The 18,882-nt window shown below is 46.5% G+C and carries 12 protein-coding genes; 2 read left to right on the forward strand and 10 right to left on the reverse strand.

All coding sequences use genetic code 11. The features are described 5' to 3' along the window. Window positions 1-333 precede the first annotated feature (333 nt). The 4 genes from KE626_RS28525 to KE626_RS28540 form a co-directional block, all read right to left on the reverse strand. Complete coding sequence (locus KE626_RS28525) at window positions 334-939, reverse strand: DUF6992 family protein (RefSeq protein WP_211976473.1); 606 nt, start codon at window positions 937-939, stop codon at window positions 334-336. Window positions 940-946: 7 nt separating this feature from the next. Beyond that, window positions 947-2,314, reverse strand: a complete 1,368-nt coding sequence (locus KE626_RS28530; RefSeq protein ID WP_211976474.1) for an alkaline phosphatase family protein — start codon at window positions 2,312-2,314, stop codon at window positions 947-949. A 170-nt stretch (window positions 2,315-2,484) separates the two neighbouring features. Beyond that, window positions 2,485-3,705 carry a metabolite traffic protein EboE gene (gene eboE / locus KE626_RS28535; protein ID WP_249207758.1) on the reverse strand — a complete coding sequence of 407 codons (1,221 nt, stop codon included), beginning with the start codon at window positions 3,703-3,705 and terminating at the stop codon, window positions 2,485-2,487. Then, window positions 3,702-4,856, reverse strand: a complete 1,155-nt coding sequence (locus KE626_RS28540; protein WP_211976475.1) for a 3-dehydroquinate synthase — start codon at window positions 4,854-4,856, stop codon at window positions 3,702-3,704. Before KE626_RS28540 ends, eboE begins: the two co-directional genes overlap by 4 nt. A gap of 599 nt (window positions 4,857-5,455) precedes the next feature. Between KE626_RS28540 and KE626_RS28545 the strand changes: the two genes are divergently transcribed. Both KE626_RS28545 and KE626_RS28550 read left to right on the forward strand, forming a co-directional pair. Next, on the forward strand, window positions 5,456-7,444 hold the full coding sequence (locus KE626_RS28545; protein ID WP_211976476.1) for a tetratricopeptide repeat-containing sensor histidine kinase: 1,989 nt from the start codon (window positions 5,456-5,458) through the stop codon (window positions 7,442-7,444). A gap of 11 nt (window positions 7,445-7,455) precedes the next feature. After that, complete coding sequence (locus KE626_RS28550) at window positions 7,456-8,094, forward strand: response regulator (protein WP_211976477.1); 639 nt, start codon at window positions 7,456-7,458, stop codon at window positions 8,092-8,094. Between the two features lie 274 nt (window positions 8,095-8,368). Here the strand turns inward: KE626_RS28550 and eboC are convergent, their stop codons facing one another. From eboC to KE626_RS28580, 6 genes are all read right to left on the reverse strand, one after another. After that, on the reverse strand, window positions 8,369-9,289 hold the full coding sequence (gene eboC, locus KE626_RS28555; protein WP_211976478.1) for a UbiA-like protein EboC: 921 nt from the start codon (window positions 9,287-9,289) through the stop codon (window positions 8,369-8,371). A gap of 54 nt (window positions 9,290-9,343) precedes the next feature. After that, window positions 9,344-10,330, reverse strand: a complete 987-nt coding sequence (locus KE626_RS28560; RefSeq protein WP_211976479.1) for a TatD family hydrolase — start codon at window positions 10,328-10,330, stop codon at window positions 9,344-9,346. A 23-nt stretch (window positions 10,331-10,353) separates the two neighbouring features. After that, window positions 10,354-11,247, reverse strand: coding sequence for an EboA domain-containing protein (locus KE626_RS28565; RefSeq protein ID WP_428845045.1), 894 nt, complete (start codon window positions 11,245-11,247; stop codon window positions 10,354-10,356). A 441-nt stretch (window positions 11,248-11,688) separates the two neighbouring features. Then, a complete protein-coding gene (locus KE626_RS28570; protein ID WP_211976481.1) occupies window positions 11,689-13,227 on the reverse strand; it encodes an FG-GAP repeat domain-containing protein in 1,539 nt (512 codons plus the stop codon). Between the two features lie 110 nt (window positions 13,228-13,337). Further along, the gene (locus KE626_RS28575) at window positions 13,338-15,116 is read right to left on the reverse strand and encodes a RagB/SusD family nutrient uptake outer membrane protein (RefSeq protein ID WP_211976482.1); all 1,779 of its coding nucleotides are present in this window, start codon (window positions 15,114-15,116) and stop codon (window positions 13,338-13,340) included. A 32-nt stretch (window positions 15,117-15,148) separates the two neighbouring features. Continuing rightward, complete coding sequence (locus KE626_RS28580; RefSeq protein WP_211976483.1) at window positions 15,149-18,385, reverse strand: SusC/RagA family TonB-linked outer membrane protein; 3,237 nt, start codon at window positions 18,383-18,385, stop codon at window positions 15,149-15,151. Between the last annotated feature and the right edge of the window lie 497 nt (window positions 18,386-18,882).

Raw genomic sequence — 18,882 nt, forward strand, 5'->3', positions numbered from 1 at the left:
TACTGTTGTTTATGCTTGATTTTATTGGCCGATCGAGAAAAACAATCGGTTGCATAAATGTAAAAAATAAAATCAGGGAATGCCTGACTTTTTGATGAACGCGGATGTTGTTTTTGCCCAGGATTTTTCTTGCCCAGGATTAACGGTGATTATGATGATTCCAAGGATTTTTCTTTTTTGATTTTAAAAGATTCGGGAAGATCTGAGCGGATAAATTCGCTCAGATCTTCCCGAATCTTTTAAAAATCAAATTATAATCACAAGAAAAAATCCTTGGAATCATCATAATCACCGTTAATCCTGGGCAAGAAAAATCCTGGGTAACACAACATCCTAGAAGTTAAGCGCCGCCACTACCCGACCTGGTGCAAACGTAATCTGCATGGCATCAAATTTTTTATAGAGTGTTTTTCCATGGCGGTGATGGATTGTGAGATTTACGGCATCATAGAGTAACAGGAAGCCGCCCTGTAATATAATAGAAGCACCATAGCCTTTCCAACGGTCCTGTTCTTTGCCGGTTTGGTTTTTCCCGTACTCCCGGGCATAAAGTCCACCCAGGATATAGGCAACATCTAATGCACCGTTGACCAGGTAGATCTTTTCAATTTTGTTTTGTTCTTTGATACTGCCCTGCATATTATAACTGCCGGGATTGAGTTTGCGGTTACCGAAGTAGCCGGCGGTGGCGATACCCAGGTTTACCACGTTCCAGATGGCATTCATCTGGTGAAAATACTTTGCTTCCCCGCTGGTTTGTCCCATGCCTATCAGTCCTGTGGCGATGTTAGCGACCGACCAGCCACCCAGCACCACCATGGCTGTTTTGGTAGTCCCGATACGCTCCCGGTTAAATTTTTCCAGGGACAGGCTGTCCTGTGCTATCAGCCGCAGCGCTAATAACAGCAACATTGTAAGGGTAACCGCATATTTATGCATGAAGGAGTTATTTACCTGTCAACTGGTTCCATATCACCTCATATACGTCGATTGCCTGTAAACGGGTTTTACCAGCGGGATCAGGGCTGATCACTACGGGATGAAACGCCGGGTTTTCTTCCAGCCGCCCGTGGGAACCTTTAATAAGCGTAGCATCCAGTGGTATTACGTTCATGAGGTAGCGGAAGCCCAGTTTCTTTTTCAGCAGTTTGCCCGCAGCCTTTAATTTGATGAACGGATCGGCAGGGTTCATGAACATTTCAACCGGATCGTAGCCCGGTTTACGGAAAATTTCTACAATTCGGGCAAAATCAGGCGCCCTGGCATCATCGAGCCAGTAGTAGTAGGTGAACCAGCTATCGGCATCAGCTACTGCCACCAGGTCGCCGGCACGTTGATGATGAAGATGATGCTGGCGCTTGCCTTCCCTGTCCAGCACCAGTTGTACCCCTGGCACATTTTCCAGGATACTGCGTACCTGTTTGTAACAGGAAGGATCATTGATATAGATGTGCGCTATCTGGTGATCTGCTACCGCAAAAGCTTTGGAGGCCCCGGCATCCAGCAGTTCCAGTCCATTTTCCACCCGCAGGGCCAGGAGCCCTTCCTGTCTTAATACCCGGTTGAGGTGAACAGGATTATTCACATTGGTGATCCCGTATTCTGACAATACGATCGGATCACACTGTTGTTGCTGATAGTAGGTGATCAGTTGTTTACATACCGCATCAATTTCGCCCAGTTCTTTTGCATTGCGTACGGGGTCCTGCCCAAATTTTTGTAAACAGTAGTCAAGATGAGGCAGGTAAATGAAAGTCAGCGTGGGGTTGTATAATTTATCTGTTAGGATAGACGCATCGGCGATCCACTGACTGGATTTAATGCTGGCGGTTGGTCCCCAGTAGTTAAACAGCGGGAACTTACCCAGTTGTTCTGTCAGGTAATCTCTCAGGGTAGCCGGAGAGGTATAACAGTCGGGCACCTTACGGCCATCGGACAGGTAATTGGGTCTTGGAGTGAGCGAGTAATCCACATTGGCATACATATTATACCACCAGCACATCTGCGAGCAGGTAAAAGAAGGGTCCAGTTTCCTGGCGCGGTCCCAGATTTTGGGGGCGTCTACCAGTTTGTTGGATTGCTTCCAGAATTTGACCTCTGCATCTGTTCTGTCGTACCAGCCATTGCCGACAATTCCATGCTCACTGGGCCATTGGCCGGTGAGATAGGTACTTTGCACAGATGTAGTGACCGCCGGTAACATCGGCGCCACCGTTGCCAGGTGATGCTGTTCTGTATAAGCCTTTAAAAAAGGCAGGTGCTCCAGCAAAGAAGGGGAGAGCCCTACTACATCAATTACTACTGTCTTTCTCATAGATTCAATCGCCGTTACAATTCCGGCGTAAAGCTATCATTCAGGACGGAGAATTCCAAGAGTAAGCGTAAAGCTGAAAGCTAAAAGCAAAAAGCTATTGAAGCGAATAAACTAATCGAATTCCGCATTAATCATCCGCTTCAATAGCTTTTTGCTTTTAGCTTTCAACTTTACGCCTTTAGCAGTTCTTCTCTGATCCAGTTTAGTTCGCGCGAAACGGACAATCCCATTTCCTGTTTCAGTTCGGGCGGCAATACGTCCCAGGTATATGTTTCCACCTCGAGGTGGGCGGTGAATGGCTGCTGCCGTTGTAACGCCAATACCTTTTGGATATCTTCCTGCGTGGATTGCAACACGCCAAACTTGTCAAGAAATACCGGCACGTGAAAATGGGAGCGCCATTCCGTAACGGCAGGATTATTTTCATCGGCCAGCGCTTCGGGCAAATCCGGGTAGTGAAGCAAGGCTCCATCACTTTTCCGGGCAATTACCTGGTGCAGGTATACCGGTTCATTAAAGCGCCGGAATGCATCGGTCACTTCTTTTCGTGCAGCCGTGTCCGTTGGCATGTCTGCTTTCAGGGCAGCACTGATCTGTAACTTGCCTATTTTGAGACCATAGTGTCCCAGCCGTTCCAGCACCCGGTGTGGCGGTTCATACACCAATGCAAAATGGCAGACGTCGTAGCATAACTGAATATGCGACTTGATAATATCCACTGCTTCGAGGTCCGTTACGTCAAATTTCTCCATAATAAACGGGACTCCTGCCGGTAACAGTTCTTCAAAATACCAGCTGATATATTCACTGGTATTTTCCATCAATCCGTCGGGTTCGGGCTCTACATCGAGGTGTAGCAGCGGTCCTCCGCTCCGGCGGATGCGTACCAGCTGTTCCAGTACCAACAGCATATTGAGCGTAGCGCTTTCCGTAAATGAATTCTTTTCTTCCTCACAGCGGTTGCACCAGAACTTATAGGTAAGCGGATTGGTAGAAACACCTCCTTCCATGCCGGCCGGCAACAAGGCGGCCAGTATACGAAACAGGCGGATGGTATAGACTACCCGGTCGGCGCTTGTCCAGTCGGGTGCATGTACCTGGTCTTTCACCACTACATTGTGGAAGCCGCCATATGGAAATCCGTTCATGGTAAACACATAGCAATCTTCTTCCTTCAGCCATTGCTGAAATGCCTTTAAATGCTCTTCCTTACTAAGTTCCAGGCTGGCGGTATTGGCAAGGCGTAAGCCGATACCAAAGGGCTGATCCGGCGACACCTGTTGTTTGATGGCCGGGATAAATTTCTTTAGCTGCGCGAAATGATCGCCCCAGCTTTCGCCGGGATGAATATTGGTGCAGTAGGTAAGATGACCAACGGCTGTTTTCATCATTGATTATTTTTACAGATATCTACTGCTTTATACAGCAATTCCAGGTCCATTTCATGTACTTCTTCTCCTTTTCCCACTGCGCGCAGCAGGGAAATAGTCAGGCGTCCTCCGAGGTGTTCACGGAATTCTTCCAAACCTGCCACTACCGGAGATGGTTTGCCATCCTGCTTTTCCAGCAACGGATGCCAGATGGGCAACTGCATATTTTTTAATACAGTAAGCACACGGTGCATGTCTGCCTCCGGCAGCCATCCTAACAGGAACGAATAAACGCTGTCGACCGCAATACCGATAGATACCGCTTCGCCATGACGCAATTCGAAGTTGGTTAACTGCTCCAGTTTGTGTGCGCTCCAGTGCCCGAAATCCAGCGGACGGGAAGAGCCGCTTTCAAACGGATCTCCGGCGCCGCCAATATGTTGTACGTGGAGCTCCGCGCAGCGGTAAATCAGTTCCTGCATAGCGGGCATATCGCCGGCTGTCATGGCCACTGCATTTTCTTCTATCCGGTTAAAGAAAGCCGCATCCTTGATGAGGGCTACTTTTACCGCTTCTACCATACCCGAGCGCCAGTCGCGGGGATCCAGCGTTGTTAAAAACACGGGATCGTTGAATACAGCTGCCGGTGGCGCGAAGGAGCCCAGGAAATTTTTCTTCCCCTTGTAGTTTACGCCATTTTTCACGCCTACGCCGGAATCGTTTTGCGACAATACCGTAGTAGGAATCCGGATATGTTTCACACCGCGATGGGAAATAGCGGCGGCAAATCCTACGAGGTCCAGCAGGGAACCGCCACCAATGCCAATCACATAGGAATGACGATCAATCGCATATTTATCGATCGCATCTACCAGGCTGAAAAGCAGGGGAAGGTCGTTTTTAACGCCCTCGCCGCCGGCAATGGTAACAATTTCCGGGGCCAGCTGAAAACCTGGCACCTGTTGGAAATATTGTTTTATCTGTTGTGTGAGTGCCGGATGGTGTGCCGCTACACCTCCGTCAAGTATTACGAGTAACTTTTTAATGTAGGCTTCCTCCGCTTTGGTGGCTAGAAAAGAAGCTAAACATGTGTTGGCAGGATCGAATAAATTACTGCTGAAGAAAACTCCGTAAGAAAAGTTAACATTGAAATTTTGTTGAATATATTCCATGGCTTAATCCGCATCATCTGACTTAAAAAAACTATAGCCTTTAAAAGTACATAGAAAAATGAGATTTTTCACAAAGAATAAGGCTCCGGGAACGGAGCCTATTTTTTGGGGTTAGCCTGTAGAATCATTTATCGGTATGCAAAGAAACCTATTTAAGGCAGGGTGACGGACGGTACAAACCAGTATTTTATAAAATGCGTAGTTCTACTGACATACACCGTTAGTCTACAAACGCCTTACCACAAAGGGTTTCAGCACATGCACCTTCGCAGCATTGCGATGCAGGTCCCCACTCACCCCAAACCCTATTGCGTATTAAAACAGAAATAATGAACTTTATGGCACTGTAGAAATGATTGTCCATAAATACAGTGGAACAGGAAATTGTTTGACCAAAAAATGAAACACGGTAACCCCATATTGTTGACCCTGTAACATCGGAGGTAATTCACATCTTTTGTTGCATGCTGAGCATTTGTCACGCACTATGGTGGCCGGGGATAGCTATGTTATTACCTGCCGGAATCATTCATCAGGGGTTAACCGGTAAAACATTGGATTATTAACACTGCAACCAGCGGGTTGCAAAAGTATCGGAGATGCTGAGAATATTATTTCTTTCGTGCTGCCTCTTTTTATGCGGCAGTACTTTTTTACACGCGCAATATACACGGCAGCAGGATAGTATGTTGCGTGTTATTAACGGGCAACCTACAGGCAGGGAACAGGTAAATGCGTTGTATAAGTATGGTTGTATGCTGCTGCCTTACAGTTTACCGGATGCCGAAATGGCCTTCAGGCGAGGCTTGCGGGTAAGCAGGAAGCTGTTGTATCACAAGGGCGTAGCTGATTTTGCATGCTACTACATGTATATCCAGGATATGCGGGGAGAATACCAGCAGTCGCTTTTCCTGTTAAAACAAGCGGTAATTATCTATTCCTGTCTTAAAGACACCATCGGCCAGGTGAATGCCATCAGCTTCTGTGGCATGGAATACCAGCAGATGGCTGATTTTTCGGCAGCCGCCAGCGCCTACCTGGAAGCGCTGAAGCTGGCAGATGCGGCAAAGGACAGCACTACTGCGGGGATGATGATCAACAACCTGGCAACTGTTTTCAATGCGCTGGGCGATTACCGGAAAGGCTTCAGTTATGCCAGTATGGCTTATGAACATGGCATACGCCGGAAAAGCAGGATGCGGATAGCCGCCGCCCTCCTTAATATGGGAGAGAGCAAAAGCCGGCAGGGAGCATCTGCCGATGCCACCCAATATTTCAACAGGGCGTTGGCACTCGGCAGGGAAACGGGCGACAGCTTGCTGGTACTGAGCGCTTTAACAGGCATTGGCCGTACACTTTCCGATCAACAACAACACAAACTCTCATTGCATACCTACGAAAAAGCATTGTTGATTGCGGAAGATGATCCCGGTCCGGAAAACCTGATGCTATTGTATATGGGTTATGCAAACGCACTTTATAAAAGCGGGAAATACCCGCTGGCCGCCAGGTACCTCGACAAAACGATACGGCTGGCTAAAATATATCATTCCGGAGATGAACTAAGGCGGGCTTATCTTACCGCATCAGATAACATGGCAGCTCAAAAGCTTTACTCACAGGCATTTTCGTTGAGGAAAGCCTATGAAATACTAAACGATTCGCTGGTGGGCGATGCCACCCGCCGCAACGTACAACAGCTGGAAATGCAGTACCAATCGGAAAAAAAGGATCGTGACCTTGCCGAGAAAAAACTGGAGCTCGCGAAAAAAGACCTGCAGCTGCAACAAAAAAATATCTGGATAGGCATCTTTTTCAGTGGTGTTGTTTTATTGCTGATCGGATGTTTCCTCGTATGGCAAAAGTTACAGCACCGGCATCACCTGCAGGAACAGCAGCTGCAAACCATGGAAATAGAAAAGACAGTAGAGGTACTGGAAGCCATGATGCAGGGAGAAGAAAAAGAACGTACCCGTTTATCAAAGGACTTGCACGATGGCGTAGGCGGACTGTTATCCGCTGTAAAAATGCATTTCTGGGCACTCAAATATGAGCGCAGTTATTTACAGCAGGACAAAGGATTTAATCATGCGCTGGGTATGCTCGACGACGCTATTGGCGAAGTACGAAAAACTGCGCACAATCTTATGCCGGAAATACTGGTGCGTATGGGACTGGCGGCAGCGCTGGAATTTTTCTGCAACAACGTGAGTCATTCGCGGCAATTGCAGATCAGTTGTTATACTTCCGGAGAAATGCAGCGGTTCAAGGGAAATTTTGAGCTGTCAGTATATCGCATTGTGCAGGAGCTGGTAAATAACATCATCAAACATTCTCATGCCACTGAGGCGCTGGTGCAGATTACACAACATGATCAGCTACTGACTATTACTGTAGAAGACAACGGCGTAGGTTTTGAAAATGTGGCCAACAGCACAGGGGGAATGGGATTAAAAAATCTGCATACCAGGATCAAATCATTAAACGGACATCTGACGCTTACCGCCACACCGGGCTGTGGCACAACTGTATACATAGAATTTAACATTGCCATCATGCAGCTGATGGAAATGCAGCCTTTATGCTAACACTCAACAACATGCAAATCAAACTCGCCATAACAGACGATCACCTGCTGGTTATCAGCGGCCTAAAAGCAATGCTGGCGCCTTACCAGCACATTTCCGTCGTATATGAAAGTAATATGGCCGCCTCGCTGATGGCTGCCCTGCAGGTAACACAACCGGATGTATTGCTGCTGGATATTCAAATGCCCGATATAGATGGAATGGAACTTTGCAAACAGGTAAGAAAAAAGCATCCCTCTATCAAGATCATTGCGCTAAGCAGTTTTATGGAATCTCATTATATCAAGCAGATGCTGCGGAACGGCGCCTCCGGTTATCTTCTCAAAAATACCGATCCTGATAAACTGATCACGGCCATTGAAAAAGTAAACGCAGGGGAACAGTTCCTGGACGACCTCATACAACAGCAGCTGCTGCAGGAAATGATCACCGGCCAGAAACGTTCGGGTTATGATATTCCGCTCACCAGGAGAGAAAAAGAAGTACTGAAGCTGATTGCAGAAGAACATTCCAACCAGGAAATTGCTGATATGCTTTACATCAGTTTACGTACGGTAGAAACCCACCGGCTCAACCTCACGCAGAAGCTCGCAGTAAAAAACACTGCCGGCCTGGTAAAGGAAGCGATGAAAAGAGGGATTGTTGATTAAAGCTTTTAGCCATTAGCTTTTAGCTTTTAGGAAAATGCAGCGGAATTTGTCTTGCCCAGGATTAGACTGATTTTGATGATTTAAAGGATTACATTTTTACAGGATAAAAAAAGATTAGCGAAGATCAAAGCGGGTATCTGCTTCTATCTTCGCTATTCTTTTTTAAAATCAGGCAAGAAAAAATCATCAAATCATCAAAATCAGTCTAATCCTGGGCAAGACAAATTCCGCTGCATTTTCCTAAAAGCTAACAGCTAATAGCTAAAAGCTGGTATCACGTTACCGCGAAAAGCTTTCCGAGTATCAGTGAAACCGGTAAAAAGAGCAATACGATCAATGCAAAGGGCAATGTGGCGAAAGCTGCGATCCAGGCTACATTCATGGCGATCAGTGCGATGATGCCACCTTTAACGGCTTTCCCGATATTGGGCCCGGAAGGATCTTTCATGGCTTTAAACAGCGGAACATTGATCATCACGGCAAAGAGCAGGATGAACGGAAGCGCTGTCCAGATGCGGTGATGGAGCAATGCGAGTACGCCCATGGTGGTGTATACCAGGGCATAACACGCGGCGGTGAGGCGTAAACTTTTTACGCTGCCGCCGTGTACTTCTCCCCTGCTGATATTGGTAACGGCAGCGATGTAGAGGATGGGGATAAAGCCCATCCACCAATAGGCTGCCAGGGCATCGGGAACGATGCTGATACCCAGGAGCAGGTTCAGGCCGCGGCAGAGACCCATATTAAAGGGACCTAAGAGTCGTTGATGTTTTCCCCATTTGTCATAAACGAGGGCGCTCACTGCCACACCGATGGCCAGCCAGCCGGAAAAACCAGTCAGGCGTCCTACTGAAAAAGCGGCAAGAATACCTACCAGCAGCAGGTAGCTGCCGAGGATAATTGCCTGATTTTTAGTGATCACACCGCTTGGAATGGGTCTTTCGGGGCGTTCTGCGCTATCCAGTGTTGCATCAAATACGTCATTGAATACTACGCCACCACCATACAAGCCAATAGTAGCGAGGCAAAGACAAACTACAGGCAGTGTAATATCCAGGGTGAGGGTGGCGAATGAAACATTTATAAAATAGCCTGAAATAGCCACACCAGCCAATATATCTGCTATTGCAGTAATAATGTTGGCTGGTCGCATCAGGCGTAAATATCCAATCAATTTGCTAACAATATAACTCACCGTGTAATCAGGTTTTCATGGTTCATTGCCAGCAGAGACAAAGCTGTCAGGCCTTTACCGGATGATGGTCGTGTTTTTGTCGATTCGAGGTTGCTGTCCTCCGCGTAATATAGAGCTTCCGTTGAATTTTTCACTTTGATCAATATTTCGGGCAATATCAAAATCTGCTTCATTTATCTGGCCGCTCTGCGCGAAGGCTTTTACAGCATTGGTGTAAGTTACCAAATGAATGTCATTCAAGTCAATACCACTTTCGTGCATTAAAGCGGCTGTTTTAGGAACGGCGAGGGGATCGCTGATACCCCAGTCAGCAGCGGAGTTGACCATAATCCGTTCGCTTCCGTACTGTTTTACCACGGCTACCATACGTTCGTTACCCATTTTGGTGAACGGATAGATGGTAAACGCAGCCCAGAAGCCACGATCCAGCACTTCTTTCACTGTTTCTTCGTTATTATGGTCTACAATGATCATGTGAGGCTCCAGTCCGTGCTCCAGCGCTATATCCATGCTGCGTTGGGTACCTTTTTTCTTATCGCGGTGCGGGGTGTGGATCTGCACCGGTAAACCGGCTTCTTTAGCCAGTTCCAGCTGGGCCCGATAATATTTTTCTTCCAGGGCGGTTTGGTCATCGAAACCGATTTCGCCCACGCCTACCACGCCTTCTTTATAAATGAACTGTGGCAGAATTTCCATGACAGCTTCTGCCAGCTTTTCATTGTTGGCTTCTTTTGAATTAAGGCCAATAGTGCAGTAATGTTTAATGCCGAACTGCGAAGCGCGGAAACGTTCCCATCCCAACAAGCTGCTGAAATAATCGCGGAATGTGTCTACGCCGGTTCTTGGTTGTCCTAACCAGAAAGCCGGTTCAATGATCGCCACCACACCGGCATCCGCCATTGCCTGGTAATCGTCTGTCGTACGCGCCGTCATATGTACATGCGGATCAAAGAAGCGCATGCCTTTTATACTGTTAAGAAAAGCGGGTGTATAAGTGAGGGGTTGAAGATCTTTCTCTGTTAAGTCATGAATTCCGCACATATCAAATCAGTTTAAGTAGTTTATTATTTTATTATTTTTTTTGCCACGGTATCCCAGGTGAGGCTACCGGCCTGTATTTCAGCCAATAGTGATGGCGACTGACCGAGTAAATCGCGGGCAGGCGCGTAGCTGCTTTGTGCACATACCAGTGCAGCGGCTTCTTTTTCCACAGTATCCAATGAATGCCAGATCCGGGTGATATCAGGGAAGTTGGCAGTATCCACAAACTTCACCAGCAGGCGCCATTGCATGGGATCTACTGTTCTGCCGGCGGCCCAGCGTTCGTGGGCAAAATCCACGAGGATACCTGTCAGCGCGGCATTGGCCCGTTCATCGAGTCCATGTATCAGGTGAAGCGGTTTATCGGTGAAGATCGCTTTCATCACCAGCTGATTCCAGGCCGGCTCTGAAAGATATTTTGCGGGATATGGATTGCGCAACATAATAGCTTCCTGCACGATGCCGATGTTGGACCTGATGCCTTCGGAAGTACGGGCAACCCATTCTTCCGGCCATGGCAGCAGGGGCAGCGCGCTGTATAAAGCGGCCAATTCGTTCATTTCCGCGGCGTTGAATAGCTTTTCCAGGGTGTCCAGGTAAACCGATTTATCTGATACCGGCAATTGAAGGAGCCACCAAACCCTGGCAAGGCGGTCTAACGTCCAGCCATGTACGAAAAAAGACGGCAGCAGCGTCTGCAGCTGTTCATTTTCCGACGATGAAAGGGTAATGATTTCTTTACCTGTGAAACGTGGAATAGCTGTAAAAGTTTGATTGAACTGCGGGATGGCACCGGTTTGTTGCTGTAACTGCAAACGTTGTTGCAGCCAGTTGTTTCCTTTTTCGTTACCGTTGGTTCTGATGATCGTACTTAGCAGCGTGTTCACTTTATCCTGATCGTATACATATTCAGCCACTGACATATCCTGTTTAAAACAATAATGCTGATTTCACAATAAAATTAACCCCTAATAACGGGATTTTCAGAATTCAGCTGTTTTTTTATGATAGGTGGCAAAAATTGAATATTAAACCGTTCACATCGGGGGTTGAGCGATCAGGTGTATAAAATAAAAGAGAGGCATTACTGCCTCTCCTTCCGCCATTCTAAAACCTGATTATGCATCAGGATATCTTTATACCACCGGGCCATTGACGGCAGGCACAGTGCAATAAGGTATATATTGGGAAAACGTTGATCAAGAACGGTTTTACATTAAAGATCAAAAATATATGAGTGCTTTTCTCCCTTCTTTCGATCTCCTCTGAGATAATAATGTACGCAGCAATAAAAATACGGCCGTAAGATACATATTTCTCGTTTCATTCCAAATAAACAAACCATTTTTACGTTGCAATTATTGCTTTGATTTGTTCTGTAATACTATAAAGGGCTGATACTCTTTCCAGTCCGGCTTATAATGATCGAGTATGATAAACCCTTGCGCATAGTTTCCTAGTACTATATCCGGATCACCATCCTGATCATAATCTTTTACATCCATACAAATCCAGCGTCCTTCCTGTTCTATAGGTGGTGCATGTGGTGTAAATGTAAGCGGTGTATTGCCTCCTTCAAAAAAGATAAATTTCTCGGATGGATTGTGTTCAAAATCCGCGAAAAAGGCAATGGCAGCGATATCTGGCTTCCCATCCTGATTAAAATCTGCTGCTACAGCTTTTGTACATCCGTTCACCGGATAATGCCAAACCTGCTTGTAATGATTATTCCCTTCATTCAAATAGACGTATAAACCGTGGTAAGGTTTAAGCACCATAGAAAAATCTGCATTATCTCCACAGGTATATAGTATATCCGGTTGTCCATCTCCATTAAAATCGGTCAGTTGAAAACTGGTAGAACCGAACAGGGGCGGAAATCTCAGGAGATTTTTTGATGTAAACCCTCCTTTCTTATCATTTTCAAATAACCAGATACCTTCATCCCCGGCGGCGAACAAAGCCATAATATCCGTATAGCCGTCATGGTTAAAGTCGCCCGTTTCTGCGTGAATAGCGCCGGGCACTTCCTGGATGGGCCGTTGCTGATAACTGTGATCCGGCAGCTGTTTAAGCCAGTAGAGTCCTCCCTGGTTATGGCCAAAGGCGCATACCAGCAGGTCGGTGAGCCCGTCTTTATCAAAGTCTGCTTCCAGTGTTTGCACAGGACGTTTCAGGAAGGCCATGATGTCGGCCTGTTTGCGGTCCTGGTTGCGGAGATTTACGCGGGTAATGATGCCGGCAGGGGCATCCAGCGCGCGCATATTTCCTATTTCTGTGAGTATTGCCTGTTGTGTGCCGGCGCTGTCTTTTGTAAAAAGAAGATCCACTGCCGGTGAGGGCAGTTTCCTGGAGCTGACAGGCCGGAAGTTTTTATCCCAGCAGGTCAGCGTACCGGTCAGCGCATCGCTGGTCACCAAACCGCTGTCTGCCACGTTAAACGCCACCAGCGTTGTTCCAACGGGAGCGCTGGAGTCTTTTATTTCAGGATATTTTATGGAAAAAACAGACCAATCATGCTGTAAAGGTGGTGATGGTTTTCCGGGTACCAGCTGTTTGGGAGCGGCCTCCCTGTAGTAGTCCACCAGCGTTTGCCAATCTTTGATAGAAATAAGCCCTGGTTTTTCACCCGGCATAGGAGGATAGTACTCATGTTCCCCCCATACCTTGATGCCTAATTTGGGGGCCATAGCGGGCAATACGTGGTTTATCCAGGTATCCTGGTCAAGCATGGCTGGAGATACCGGCAAATGACAACCGGAACAATATTTATCTGCCAGTACTTTTCCTGTTTCTTCTTTGGTGGGTGTATGACAGCTGCTGTTGAGCGCGATGCCGGAGCTGATGATAAATAATAGTGTCAGGCAATATCGATTCATTCTTGGTTGATCTGTCATCAGGAAAATAATTTTAGCGGGCATTCTAAAGTACTAAAAATGTCCGCACAAAAAATGAATGCAGCGAAATGATCGCTGCATTCATTTTTATGGAAAGCTCAAAAGTGTTATTAGTAGTTCGGGTTCTGATCCAATACTCTTTCCCCTCCTATGATAGTCAGGTCAATCTGACGTTGGGGAACCGGGAAATATTCATTCTTCCCTTTTGTAAAATGTCCGCCTCTCAGGTCAGTGGTGATAGCTGATTCATAGGTAATGAAAGCATTCAATGCCGCATCCGCGATGCCCCAGCGTACCAGGTCGAAGAAGCGGTGGCCTTCTGTAGCCAATTCCAGTTTGCGTTCAAAATAAATGGCTTTCAACGCAAAATCTTTGCTGGCAAAAGTGGTGGCATACCTGCCAATTTTATAGTTAGCGGCCATTTTGGTGGGATCAAATCCTTGTAAAGGTTTTGTATCATCCTTGTATTTGTGCAACCAGTTTTCCGGGTGGTTGATCATACGATCGCGGATCTGGTTTACCAAAGCGGTAGCCCCTGGCAGGTCGCCGGTTTGTGCATGGCATTCGGCCGACATCAGTAATACGTCAGCGAAGCGGATCAGCAGCACATTAATAGCGGAACCTGGCGCCCAGGAGTGTGCATCTTTGTATTTATCCTGGTTAAACTGCCAGTACACCATTTTTTTAGGAGCATAAGGACCTGCATAAGCCTGGTCTCTTATCCAGCTGGCGCCCGGGTGATTTCCCCAGTCGTGGTACGGTAGTCCGCGACGACCTACGGTCCAGTCGAGACGAGGATCCAGTGTGCCTGTTTCCGGTACAAATGCAGTGGAAGATAAAATTCCCTGGTCATTTTTCACCGGGGTGGTATTATAATTATCCAGGTCAGGCAAACCGGTGGTGGCGTTGGTACGATAAGAATTGACCAGGTCTTGCGTAGGCTGATAAAATCCGCAGCAGCCGAAAGGGCTGTTGTAAGGGAAGTTCAGCATTTCGCCCTGGTTAGCATTGGCAATGGTATTGGTACCATCGTTGGCGGTCATTTGAATAGCGAATACTGACTCAGAATTATTCTTCTTGGCAGCATCAAAATTATCCTCAAACGCATCGGTTAATTTATACTTAATGCCGTTGGAAGTAACACCGGAAGTAATAGCCTGATCAAACAGCGGCATTGCTTCGGTATATTTTTTCTGATAGAGATAGGTTTTAGCCAGGTAGATCTGCGCTGCCCATTTATTTGCGCGCGCCACATCGCTTTGTGTAGGAGGCAGATTATCTGTAGCAAATTTGAAATCTGCTTCAATGAATGGCCAGATCTCCTTGTCATTTTTGATACGTGGATTTAGCGTAGTGTCGGAGATATAAGGCACTTTATTGAACATCTTTCTCAGTTCGAAATAGTAGTGACCGCGCAGGAAACGGGCTTCTGCTTCCACCTGTGTTTTTTCAGCGGCGCTCATATCAGTTGCCTCTTTCAATTTTGACAGCACTGTATTGGAACGGGTTACCCCTTCATACACAGCTCTCCATTTGGTATTAAAAAAACCGTTGCTGGCATCTACTGTAAATTTCGCGATAGGGTCGATACCTGGCTGGTCGCCACTGAAGCTTCCTTTATGCGCATCGCCACCGGCCACGCTGCCATAGATCCAGTTGGTAGGAGATGCTTCCCAGGGCCCACCGCCGCCAAGGGCAGCCTGCGCCGTTTGCTGACCATCGAGGGCCGCGTAAGCACCTATCAGTAAATAATTAATACCGGCTTTATTTGCCACAATTTCATCACTGAGTGATCCGATAGGATCCCTTTCCAGGAAGCTTTTCTTACAAGCACTTATTCCTACTGTTGCCAGGGCAAGAACTACACTTAAATATCGTAATGTTTTCATTTTTCTCAATTTTGCTTTTCAGGAAAAAATTATCAGAAGGTAACGTTCACACCAAGCAGGTATTGACGCTGGTTAGGATAAGCTCCTTCATCCACGCCGAAATTGCTGGTACCGCCGGTAATTTCAGGATCTATACCTGAGTACTTGGTAATGGTGAACAGGTTTGCCGCCTGTACATATACCCTGAACTTGGTAATACCTGCTCTCTGCAGTACATGGCCTGGAATAGTATAACCCAGCATCATATTCTTTGCTCTGAGATAACTACCGTTTTCAACAAAATAGGAGTTAGGCACATTGGAGGTACTGAAAGAAGGAGATGTTTCCTGGATAGGCGCTTTGGCGTTCTGACGGGTTGGCAGCCAGGAATCGTAGAGGGCTGTTTTGCTCTTTGCACCTTCGAAAGAAGGATAGAAATCAGTCCACCATTTTACCTGGTTCCAGATCTTGTTACCCTGCACACCGTACAGGAACATGGTGAAGTCCCATCCTTTATAAGTAAGACCGATATTCAGGCCATAACTGAATTTAGGATTGGGATTACCCAGGTAGGTACGGTCAGCTTCTGTGATCCTGCCATCATTATTCACGTCGGCATATTTAAAGCGGCCGGGTTTTGTATCTGTCTGGTAAACGAGGGTATTGTCTTTATACTGGTCCCTGGTTTTCGCATTGGCAGCATCAATTTCTGCCTGGCTGTTCCAGAATCCATCCACTTTGTAGCCGTAGAATTCACTGATGGACTGGCCGATGGCATTACGGATAATAAAAGTACCGTTGAAACGGCGGGCTTCCATGTCGAAATAAGGAGCAGCGTCAGATATTTTAACGATCTCATTTTTATAGGTCGTCAGGTTACCATTCAGCTCCAGCTTCAGATCTTTGGTGATATCTATTTTGGAGGTTGCAGAGAAATCAAATCCTTTGTTCTTCATTTGTGCTACGTTCACATATGGCACGGTAGCGATACCATACACTGCCGGCAAATCAACGTTGAACAACAGGTCTTTCACCACTTTGTGGTAATAGTCTGCCGTTACTTCCAGGGCGCCTTTGAACAAGGTGGCGTCAATACCGATATTGGCATTTACGTTACTTTCCCATTTCGCATCCGGGTTACCAATACGTGTACGATAAAAACCCTGTACAATGCTGTTACCGGTACCTTTCATGTCATAAAAAGAGTTACCCCTCTGAAATCCATAGGCCGTAAAAGCATTCAGCGGATCTACGTTGATCTGGTTACCCATGATACCCCAGCCTCCACGGATCTTCAGATCGGAGATCCAGCTGATATTTTTCATGAAAGATTCCTGTGAAATACGCCATGCAGCACTTACTGCAGGGAAGTTACCATACCTGTTATTGGAACCAAATCTTGAGGAACCATCACGACGGATCAGTGCACCCAGCAGGTAGCGGTCTTTGAAGGAATAATCCACTCTTGCGAAGAGGGAGAACAATCCATCAGTGAAACTGCCGCTGTAGTTGGTAGGCGTACCGCTACCTGTGCTGAGGTTGGTAAAGTCCGGATTAAAAGAGAAGTAATCCAGGGAAGTACCACCAACAGTACGTCCGTTGTTGTTGAATGCTTCTGTACCTATCAATACTTTCAGATCGTGTACCTGGTTGAAGTTCTGATGATAGGTCAGGGTGTTTGTCCAGGTCCAGTCGTAACCGCTACCTGCGTTTTCTGTATACGAGTTTACTTTATTATTTTCTGCGTTTTCGTATTCAGGCAGCGTGAAGCTGTGGTTGTTGAAGGAATAAACTTCACCACCGAAGCTGGTACGGAGAGTGAAATGCCTGAGGATATCTGCTTCTGCAAACACGTTACCCAGCAAGCGGTTGGCCAGTGTTTTGGTGGTACCGAAACGGTCCTGGATCGCTACCGGGTTACGGGCATTTCCCAAACCTTTACCAAAGCTGCCGGCATAATTACCTTTGATATCATATACCGGGATGATAGGCATTTCACGGAACGCCATACCAATACCACTGCCTTCAGTGAGTGCGCCGATCTGTGGGTTGTTGATGAGCGAGTACTCTATATTTTCGCCTACACGTATATGATCTGTTATGTTATAGCTGCTGTTGGCGCGAACTGCATAACGTTTGTTATACGTATTGGTTAATGTACCCTGTTGATTGAAATAATAGAAAGAGAAGAAATAACTTCCTATATCTCCGCCACCGGCTACTGAAATATTGTGACTGGTAATAGGTGCTGGTTTGAATATTTCGTGGAACCAGTCTGTACCTGATTTATTAGCTTTTACGATGCGGTGAAAGGCATCCACATCGCTGGCCACTTTATATTCAGGATTTACAAAATAGGTAGATGGATCTGTTCCAGGATCACCTTCCATAGCGCCCACTGGTGCAATATAATCAGGCAGGCGCGGTGTGGCGCCGGAGCCATATTGTTCATCCGCATAAGTAGGGTTAGGCGTAGTGTTGGCGATGGCCATCCACTTCAGGTTAGCCTGTTCCTGCGGGTTCAGGATATTCCACACATTACCCCCTTTGGGGCGTTGTGTTCCATAATAGCCGTCGTAAGAAACTTTTACTTTACCAGTACCTCTTTTGGTGGTAATGATAATTACGCCGTTGGCGGCACGTGCTCCATAGATGGAGGCGGCGCCGGCATCTTTTAACACCTGCATGGTTTGCACATCATTGGGATTTACATCCGTCAGGTTAGAAACAGGTACTCCATCTACCACATACAGTGGCGTATTGTTTCCAAAGGTGTTAACACCGCGGATTTTTACCTGCGGTTCCTGTCCCGGTTGTCCGGAACCAAGAATAGTAACACCGGATACTTGTCCCTGCAGCTGGTTGGCGATCTGCGAAGTCGGTTGCCTGGTCAGGTTTTCCACTTTAACAATGGATACCGCGCCGGTCAGGTCTTTCTTTTTCTGACTGGCATAACCGGTTACTACTACTTCTTCGAGGGATCCTACTTTTTCAGTGAGGGAAACATTCACGGGACCTGATCCTACTACTACTTCCTGTGGATCGTACCCGACAAAAGAAAAGACCAGGATTTCTCCTGATTTGGCCTGGAGGGTAAAGACGCCCGAGGGATCTGTAGCGGTACCGCGGTTGGATCCTTTTACAGATACGGTAACGCCCGGCAGCGCATTGCCTGATGCCTTGTCAGACACTTTTCCCGTAATTTTCGTTTGTGCGTAAACGTTGCTTGTGGCCAATAGCAACAGAATACCGCAGAATGCGGTTAGGGCCTGGTAAAAATGCTTTTTCATAACGTGATTTAAGAGTAACGTTTAAGAAAAATTGTTACAAAATAAGTGTACCTGTCGTATATATTTCCGCCGTTGCACAGACACGTTTTAGCATACAGTTCCCTATCCCGCTATGACGAGGTCAAAGCAGGCTAACTATACAAGCTGTATATAAAAGCATTAGTTACTCATCAACCGTGCATGATGCGCTACACAGAGAGAATAAGAAATAAATGTCCGTTCAACAGTTAAATTATAACCATCAAAAACAAATAAGGCTATGGACTAATATTTATACTCAAACAAATAATTACCTCATACCGGTGTACTTTAAAGTGTTTACTGTTATGGATTCCAGTTAAAAAATGGTGTGAGAAACAGATTGCGCTTTTAACAAGACTTTCTTAACTCAGATTTTGGTTCTCACGTGGAATTGTGCTTATGATTTCGAATATATAACATTATTTTAGCCCAGACAAATGCTCTTTTAACATTTTTTTCAAAAGTGCCAAATTTGC

The sequence above is a fragment of the Chitinophaga hostae genome (assembly GCF_018224885.1).
GTDB classification, from domain to species: Bacteria; Bacteroidota; Bacteroidia; order Chitinophagales; family Chitinophagaceae; genus Chitinophaga; species Chitinophaga hostae.

What these genes read in the sequence shown, in the direction of transcription:
- KE626_RS28575 (WP_211976482.1), bottom strand. Translation starts at nt 15,116, where the DNA reads ATGAAAACATTACGATATTTAAGTGTAGTTCTTGCCCTGGCAACAGTA.
- KE626_RS28545 (WP_211976476.1), top strand. Translation starts at nt 5,456, where the DNA reads ATGCTGAGAATATTATTTCTTTCGTGCTGCCTCTTTTTATGCGGCAGT.
- KE626_RS28570 (WP_211976481.1), bottom strand. Translation starts at nt 13,227, where the DNA reads ATGACAGATCAACCAAGAATGAATCGATATTGCCTGACACTATTATTT.
- KE626_RS28540 (WP_211976475.1), bottom strand. Translation starts at nt 4,856, where the DNA reads ATGGAATATATTCAACAAAATTTCAATGTTAACTTTTCTTACGGAGTT.
- KE626_RS28580 (WP_211976483.1), bottom strand. Translation starts at nt 18,385, where the DNA reads ATGAAAAAGCATTTTTACCAGGCCCTAACCGCATTCTGCGGTATTCTG.
- KE626_RS28550 (WP_211976477.1), top strand. Translation starts at nt 7,456, where the DNA reads ATGCAAATCAAACTCGCCATAACAGACGATCACCTGCTGGTTATCAGC.
- eboE (WP_249207758.1), bottom strand. Translation starts at nt 3,705, where the DNA reads ATGATGAAAACAGCCGTTGGTCATCTTACCTACTGCACCAATATTCAT.
- KE626_RS28530 (WP_211976474.1), bottom strand. Translation starts at nt 2,314, where the DNA reads ATGAGAAAGACAGTAGTAATTGATGTAGTAGGGCTCTCCCCTTCTTTG.
- KE626_RS28560 (WP_211976479.1), bottom strand. Translation starts at nt 10,330, where the DNA reads ATGTGCGGAATTCATGACTTAACAGAGAAAGATCTTCAACCCCTCACT.
- KE626_RS28525 (WP_211976473.1), bottom strand. Translation starts at nt 939, where the DNA reads ATGCATAAATATGCGGTTACCCTTACAATGTTGCTGTTATTAGCGCTG.